The organism is Succinivibrio sp. (assembly GCF_045124615.1).
GTDB classification, from domain to species: Bacteria; Pseudomonadota; Gammaproteobacteria; order Enterobacterales; family Succinivibrionaceae; genus Succinivibrio; species Succinivibrio faecicola.
Window position 1 is genome coordinate 1 of the sequence record NZ_JBGVMC010000277.1, and the last position, 7,392, is coordinate 7,392.

Consider the following 7,392-nt stretch of genomic DNA (forward strand, 5'->3'; position numbering starts at 1 on the left):
AAATAGTGCTATAACCACATAAGGATTGTGGCAAAGAGAAATAAGATACAGGCATACAAAGGCAAATAAAGATCCTGCAACAAGAACTTTTCTTGGTCCTAAAAGAGTTATAAGCATATCTCCTTTAATTCTAAAGAGTGCTACAGTGATCTGAAAGAATACATAACCTAAAGATGCAGTATTTAAAGAGACGCTACATTTATCAAATAAATATATTCCACTCCAGTCATATACAAGACCTTCACAAAGATACATAAGCATACAGGCAAGGCCAGATATGATGATAAGCGTACGTATAGGAGTTTTCTGTGTCTGCTTAATAGTATTTTCTTCTTTTATGCCATGTGTATTTAGCAATCCATGATCGATACATAAAGACAGCAGTATTGCAGGAATGCATACGCAAAGACTTACGTAGAAAACATGAATATCAAGCACAAGTAAAAAAGGAAACAAGAATGCAGCTAAAAGACAGCCTATAGTTTCAAAAGCATGAAATCCAGAGAGCATATGCTCTTTTGAAATTTCCTCAAAATATGTACCGTGAATGTTGTTAGCAACCTCAGTGACACCAAGCGATGCTCCCCAGATACAGATTACAAGAGCACATGAAATATAGTTGATACAAGGAATAGAAATTGTAGCAACACAAATAAAAAGAGAAATAAAAGACAGTGTAAGAACTCTTTTAACTCCGAATTTTTTAGATAGAGGTCCAGCAAGAGGCATACCTATAACGGCACCAATACCGAAGCTTAAAAGCAGAAAAGTATAATAAAGCTCGTTAAGGTTAAGATTTTCTTTGACGAAAGGCATAATAGAAGCCCAAGGTGCTATTCCCATACCTGTCAGCAAAAATGCACCTTTTCCTGCTAGTTTTGCTTTTTTTATCTGTAATTTTGTGTAGCTCATTTCAATGTTTGGAAAATTGTAGAAAATGATTATATCAAGATACCACAAATTTGAATTTTCTTCTGAAAAATCAGAGTAAAACTGGTCCAATAGATTATAAAAATTTGAGATTTTTTCTTTTTTGCATTACATTTATCTTAATTGTAAAAAGGAATAAATATGCGTTTTTCAGTACTTCTTCTTATTGTATTGTTTTCATTGTTAACATCCTGTAAAAAGGATATTGTCGCAGAGGCTGAGAAAAACTGCACCAATGGAAATTTAAAAAGCTGTCTTAGTGCTGTAGATTATCATCTGAACGGTTATAAAGATGAGGATGTTGATTATCCAGTAAATACTGTACAGGCTTTTCATTTTCTTACAAAGGCTTGTGATTTAAAAGATGGTGAATCCTGCTTCAAGGTAGGTTCTGAGTTTGAAAATTCAAAGTATACACAGGATAGAGTAGCATCACTTGAGTTTTACGAAAAAGCCTGTGAGGCAAAGTACGTAAAGGGATGTACTGCTGCAGGAATGCTATATTCTCAGAAAAAAGAGATAAGAACCGATCTTGGTGAATCATACAGATTCTTTAAAAAAGCCTGTTTACAGAATGAGGGTTTTGCCTGTGATTTACTAGGAGAAATTTACCAAAAAGGCCTTGGTGGTGTGGAAAAATCAAATAAGATGGCAAGATTATCTTTTAAAAAGAGCTGTGATTTAAAAAACGGACATGGCTGTTCTAATCTTGGTCTTATGTATTATTACGGACTTGGTTCAAAAAAGAATCTTGGTCAGTCATTCAATCTGTTCAAATTATCATGTGATTACAATTCTCCACAGGGTTGTTCAAATCTTGGAAATATGTATATAAACGGATATGGTGTAAACAAGGATCTTAACAAGGCTTTTTCTCTTTTTGACAGAGGCTGTAAAGGTGGAGATGCACACGCTTGTTCGAATCTTGGACTTATGTATGCAAAAGGAATAGCTACAAAAGCTGATCTTAATGTAGCATCAGATCTTTTTACAAAAAGCTGCAAAGCAAATGATGATCAAGGATGTCTGCATCTTGGAATGTTATATCAGGATAAGCAGTTTAGCGATTATGATGAAAAGCTTTCAGCAGATGCATTTTCAAGAGCATGCACACTTGGAAATGCTTTTGCCTGTTCATCACTTGGACTTTACTATCACAAGAATAAAGATTACCAAAAGTCACGAGAGCTGTTTTATATAAGTTGCCAAAGAGGCTGTGCAGAAGGATGCAATAATCTTGCAACTCAGATAAAAGATGAGTCCAAATCAAATGAAGATCTTAAAGTGGCATTCAATCTTTATGAAAAAGCATGTTCATTAGAAGACAATCTTGCATGTGTGAATTTAGGACTAATGTATGTATATGGTGATGGTACTAAAAAGGATCTCAATAAGGCTCATCACCACATATCATGGGCATGCGATAGGAATAATGCATTAGCATGCAATCTTGAAGCATTTTTCTACAAGGACGGCCTATCTGTCAGAAAAGATAGAAATAAGGCATTAAAGCTGTTTGAAAAATCATGCAAGCTTGAATTCAAGCAAGGTTGTGAAAATTATGAGTTACTAAAAAACAATAAATAGCCTTATCTCATTATTAACATGCCGGCATTCACAAATGAAGTCGGCATTACTTTTTTTAAGAAAAATTAAAATCTTTTTATAAATCAAATAGAAAATAAAAATTTATACGATAATGAAAACGGTTACCAATTAAAGAATTTATGTTCTAAGTATAAAAAAGATTACACAAAATTAACCTCTCAATACAAAAATATACAATTTTGACCTACCTAAACTTTTTGAAAAATTTTAAATATTTTGCGAATTTTGTAAAAATCAATAAAAATATATATAAATCAAATGGATAATATAAAAAAATGCATATATTCTTTTTGATGGTTTTTACAACATGAAGGTGACTGTTTATATATATATAAAATTATTATTAACATAGTCATTATTACACTATAGTAACTTTCATTGTTAAAAAATATTTTATAATTCAATAAGTTATGGTAAATTATGATATATATCTAATTATTTTGAACAAATCATTAGGTATAGGTGCAATTTTTTTTTAATGGCTTTACTATTAACTTGTGTGCACGTGCACAATAATTTTACAAACATGAGGCTTTACTATGAAATTAAGAACAACTTTAACCACTCTATGTGCTGCTTTATTAGCTATTGGTTCAGCAAATGCTGCAAAAATCGGTGTTTCAATGCCTACTCAGTCATTACAGCGTTGGAATCAGGATGGTCACAATCTAGAAAGACAGTTACAGGAAGCTGGCCATAAAGTTGAATTACTATATGCAGGCGATAATGATATTCCTACTCAGTTAAACCAGGTTGAGAATATGATTGCTTCAAACTGTGACGTTCTTGTTATTGCTCCTATTGATGGCAGCTCATTAACAGAAGTTTTAACTGCAGCTAAGGATAAGGGTATTCCTGTTGTTTCATACGACAGACTTATCATGAATTCTGATGCTATTTCATACTATGCTACCTTCGATAACTATAAGGTAGGCCAGATTCAGGGTAACTACCTTGTTGATGCCTTAAAGTTAAATGAGGAAGGCACAGATCCAAAGAACATCGAGTTATTCACAGGTTCAATTGATGACAACAACGTAAACTTCTTCTTTGGCGGTGCTATGGATGTGCTAAAGCCATACTTAGACAGCGGCAAGTTAATCTGTAAGTCAGGCCAGACCAAGAAAGAGCAGGTTGCAACTTTAAACTGGTCAACAGAAGAAGCTCAAAAGCGTATGGAGAACCTGATTGCATCAATCGGTTATGGTCCTGATGGCACCAAGTTAGATGCAGTTTTATCATCAAATGACTCTGTTGCTAACGGTATTACCAATGCATTAGTATCTGTTGGCTACAATGCAGATAACTTCCCAATTCTAACCGGTCAGGACTGTGATAAGCCATCTGTAAAGAACATGCGTCGCGGTATTCAGACTATGTCAATCTTCAAGGATACCCGTATCCTTGCAGATCAGGTAGTTCGCATGGTTAATGCTATCGTTGAGAAGAAGGATGTTCCTGTTAACGATACAACAACCTACAACAATGGTACCGGCGTAATCCCATCATATCTATGTACTCCAATCGTTGTAACCAAGGATAACTTAAAGGAAGTTTTAATCGAGTCTGGTTACTACACAGAAAAAGAAGTTAAGTAATTAAATAATCAACAATTATTCAAACTTCATCAGGCCAGTTAACTGGCCTGATTATAAGGGGTACTTATGACAGAACAAAATATTCTGCTTAAGATGAAAAACATCACAAAGACATTCGGTAAGGTTACCGCTCTTCGTGATGTGAATCTAGAGGTGAAGCAAGGCGAGGTTCATGCACTTGTAGGTGAGAACGGAGCTGGTAAATCAACTCTGATGAACGTTTTAAGTGGTATTTATCCATATGGATCTTATGATGGTGATATTATTTTTGATAATGAAACCTGTAAGTTCAGTAAAATCCATGATTCAGAAGATAAAGGTATTGTAATCATTCACCAGGAACTTGCTTTAGTACCATATCTATCTATTGCAGAAAACATGTTTCTAGGTAATGAACGTACTAGTTCATTTTCAAAAGGAGTATTAGACTGGCCTAGAACATTCCAGCGAGCAAAAGAGCTGTTAGAATTGGTCGGTCTTGACGAAGATCCTCATACTCTAATTAAGGATATTGGTGTTGGTAAGCAGCAGCTTGTAGAAATTGCCAAGGCAATTTCAAAAAACTGCAGACTGCTTATTCTTGATGAGCCAACTGCATCTTTAAATGAAAGCGATTCTCAAAAATTGCTAGAGCTTATTGATAAGTTCAGATCAGAGGGCATGACCTGTATTATCATTTCTCATAAATTAAACGAAATATCATATATTGCAAATTCAATTACTGTTATCAGAGACGGTTCAACAATTGAAACTTTGGATAATTCAAATCACGACGTTTCAGAAGACAGAATTATTGCAGGAATGGTAGGTAGAGCCCTTACTGACCGTTTCCCTAAGAGAAATCCAGATCATAAAATTTCAAGCGAAGTCCTTTTAGAGGTTAAGGATTGGACTGTATATCATCCTTTAAATCTAAACAGAAAGGTAAATGATAATGTTTCAATCAAACTTCACAAAGGAGAGGTTGTAGGATTTGCAGGTCTCATGGGCGCAGGCAGAACAGAGTTTGCAAAGAGTCTGTTTGGTCATTCCTATGGTGCAAAGATCTCAGGTAAGGTAATAATCAACGGTAAGGAAGTTGTCCTTAATTCCGTATCCGATGCTATCAATAACGGTCTTGCCTATGTAACCGAGGATAGAAAGGGTGATGGTCTTGTTCTTGAAAATCCTATTTCAACAAACATGACTTTAGCCAATCTTGAGGCTGTTTCATCAAAACTTGTGATTGATAAGGATCTTGAGCTTGTTAAGTCAAAGGAATTAAAACAGGATCTGAACGTTAAGTGTGCTTCAGTTCTTCAGAATGTAGGTAATCTGTCAGGCGGTAATCAGCAGAAAGTTCTACTTGCAAAGTGGATCTTTGCACTACCTGATGTACTAATTCTTGATGAGCCTACACGTGGTATTGATGTTGGCGCTAAGTATGAGATTTACTGCCTCATCAACAAACTTGTAGAAGCTGGTAAAGCAGTGCTTATGATTTCTTCAGAACTGCCAGAGGTACTTGGCATGTCTGATCGAATCTACGTGATGAATGAAGGCAAAATCGTAGCAGAAATGCCACGAAAGGATGCCTCACAAGAAAGCATCATGGGCGCAATCTTACGTTCTTCTGATAAGAAACCTACAATGGAGCAGTAAACTATTATGCTAATTCTAAATATGTTAAAGCGCAATTCACTGTTAATTGCCCTTATACTAGTAATGATCCTCTTTGAGATCGCAATTCGTTTAAAGACCGGTGGTGCAGTTTCATTATTCTCACCACAGAACTTCACAAACATTATCTACCAGAACAGCTATGTTATTATTCTGGCGGTCGGTATGCTCTTTTTGATTATCGGCTGCGGTAACATTGACTTGTCTGTTGGCTCTGTAGTCGCCCTTATAGGTGCGGTAGCCGGTGTTCTGATGGTAGTGATGCCTGAGAATGAAACAGCACTTTTCTCTGATCCTACAATGAACATGTACTTTGCAATTGCAGTCTGTCTGCTCTTGGGTATTCTCATAGGTGCATGGCATGGTTTCTGGATTGCTTATATCAGAATCCCTTCATTCATTGTAACTTTAGCAGGTATGTTACTGTTCAGAGGTCTTGCACTTATTGTACTTGATGGTATCACCATCAGCCCATTCTCAAGAGAATATCTTGATCTGTTTACCTCATTTATTCCTGCAAACAGAGCAAATGCATTTGATACAACAATGGTTGTAACAGGCTTTATTGTAGTTGTATATGTATTAGGTATCCTCTTTGACCGTCTTAACAAGATTAAGAAGGGCTATGAAGTTGATCCTATGTATGCATTCTTGTTCAAGCATGTAATTGTTCTTGCAGCAGTAATTGCTTCAAGCGTACTTTTAGGCAAGAACAAGGGTATCCCTGTTATCTTAATCTTAATTTTAGCAATCGTTATCATCTATGCATTCATTGCTAACAAGACTGTTATCGGTCGAAGAATCTATGCATTAGGTGGTAATGAGAAGGCAGCTAAGCTATCAGGTGTTAATACAAACCGTCTATTATTCCTCTCATATGTAAACATGGGCTTATTAGCAGCAGTAGCAGCTTTAGTTTGTGTGGCTCGTTTCAACTCAGCATCTCCAATGGCAGGTACTGGTTATGAGCTTGATGCAATCGGCGCCTGCTTTATCGGTGGTGCATCAGCATACGGTGGTGTAGGTACTGTTGGTGGTGCTGTTATCGGTGCTGTTTTCATGGGTGTTCTAAACAACGGTATGTCAATTCTTGGTGTTGACGCTAACTGGCAGAAGGCTGTTAAAGGTCTGGTTCTTCTTGCTGCTGTTGTAGTTGACGTTATGTCAAAGAAGAGAGTACAGAACTAATCATTCAATAATAGGGGGGCATTGCCCCCTTTTTTTTCGAGATTTCTTTTTAAAGTCTTTTAATAAGAAGACATTACAAAGAAATTTTAAAACCAATCATATTCAGACAATTCATCGAAGGGAGTATTTATGCGCTATCTTTTAGGTGTTGATTTAGGCACTTCCGGTACAAAGACAGTTTTATTTGATGAAAAGGGCGCAACTGTAGCATCAAAGACAATTGAATATCCTTTGATTCAACCAAAAAACGGCTGGGCAGAGCAGGATCCTGAATGCTGGTATCATGCAGCAATTGATTCAATTAAAGCTGTATTAGAAGAAAGCAAGATTGACTCATCCGATGTTTCTGGTCTTGCAATTGCAGGTCAGATGCATGGACTTGTAATGCTCGATGAAAAAGGCAAAGTTT

Annotated in this window: 6 protein-coding genes; 5 read left to right on the forward strand and 1 reads right to left on the reverse strand. The window is 36.1% G+C overall.

Annotated elements, in window-relative coordinates; genetic code table 11:
- Positions 1 to 912, reverse strand: a 912-nt coding sequence (locus tag ACJML3_RS07195) for an MFS transporter (RefSeq protein WP_406021917.1), incomplete at its 3' end; no start/stop codon positions are given.
- Between the two features lie 159 nt (positions 913 to 1,071).
- Between ACJML3_RS07195 and ACJML3_RS07200 the strand changes: the two genes are divergently transcribed.
- The 5 genes from ACJML3_RS07200 to ACJML3_RS07220 form a co-directional block, all read left to right on the forward strand.
- Positions 1,072 to 2,517 (forward strand): tetratricopeptide repeat protein, encoded by a 1,446-nt coding sequence (locus tag ACJML3_RS07200; protein ID WP_406021919.1) that lies wholly within the window; start codon positions 1,072 to 1,074, stop codon positions 2,515 to 2,517.
- Positions 2,518 to 3,077: 560 nt separating this feature from the next.
- On the forward strand, positions 3,078 to 4,136 hold the full coding sequence (chvE, locus tag ACJML3_RS07205) for a multiple monosaccharide ABC transporter substrate-binding protein (protein WP_406021921.1): 1,059 nt from the start codon (positions 3,078 to 3,080) through the stop codon (positions 4,134 to 4,136).
- Between the two features lie 66 nt (positions 4,137 to 4,202).
- Positions 4,203 to 5,777 carry a multiple monosaccharide ABC transporter ATP-binding protein gene (mmsA, locus tag ACJML3_RS07210; protein ID WP_406021923.1) on the forward strand — a complete coding sequence of 525 codons (1,575 nt, stop codon included), beginning with the start codon at positions 4,203 to 4,205 and terminating at the stop codon, positions 5,775 to 5,777.
- Between the two features lie 6 nt (positions 5,778 to 5,783).
- The gene (gene mmsB, locus ACJML3_RS07215) at positions 5,784 to 6,983 is read left to right on the forward strand and encodes a multiple monosaccharide ABC transporter permease (RefSeq protein WP_406021925.1); all 1,200 of its coding nucleotides are present in this window, start codon (positions 5,784 to 5,786) and stop codon (positions 6,981 to 6,983) included.
- Between the two features lie 129 nt (positions 6,984 to 7,112).
- On the forward strand, positions 7,113 to 7,392 hold a 280-nt coding region (locus ACJML3_RS07220; RefSeq protein WP_406021927.1), incomplete at its 3' end, for an FGGY family carbohydrate kinase.

What these genes read in the sequence shown, in the direction of transcription:
- chvE (WP_406021921.1), top strand. Translation starts at nt 3,078, where the DNA reads ATGAAATTAAGAACAACTTTAACCACTCTATGTGCTGCTTTATTAGCT.
- mmsB (WP_406021925.1), top strand. Translation starts at nt 5,784, where the DNA reads ATGCTAATTCTAAATATGTTAAAGCGCAATTCACTGTTAATTGCCCTT.
- mmsA (WP_406021923.1), top strand. Translation starts at nt 4,203, where the DNA reads ATGACAGAACAAAATATTCTGCTTAAGATGAAAAACATCACAAAGACA.
- ACJML3_RS07200 (WP_406021919.1), top strand. Translation starts at nt 1,072, where the DNA reads ATGCGTTTTTCAGTACTTCTTCTTATTGTATTGTTTTCATTGTTAACA.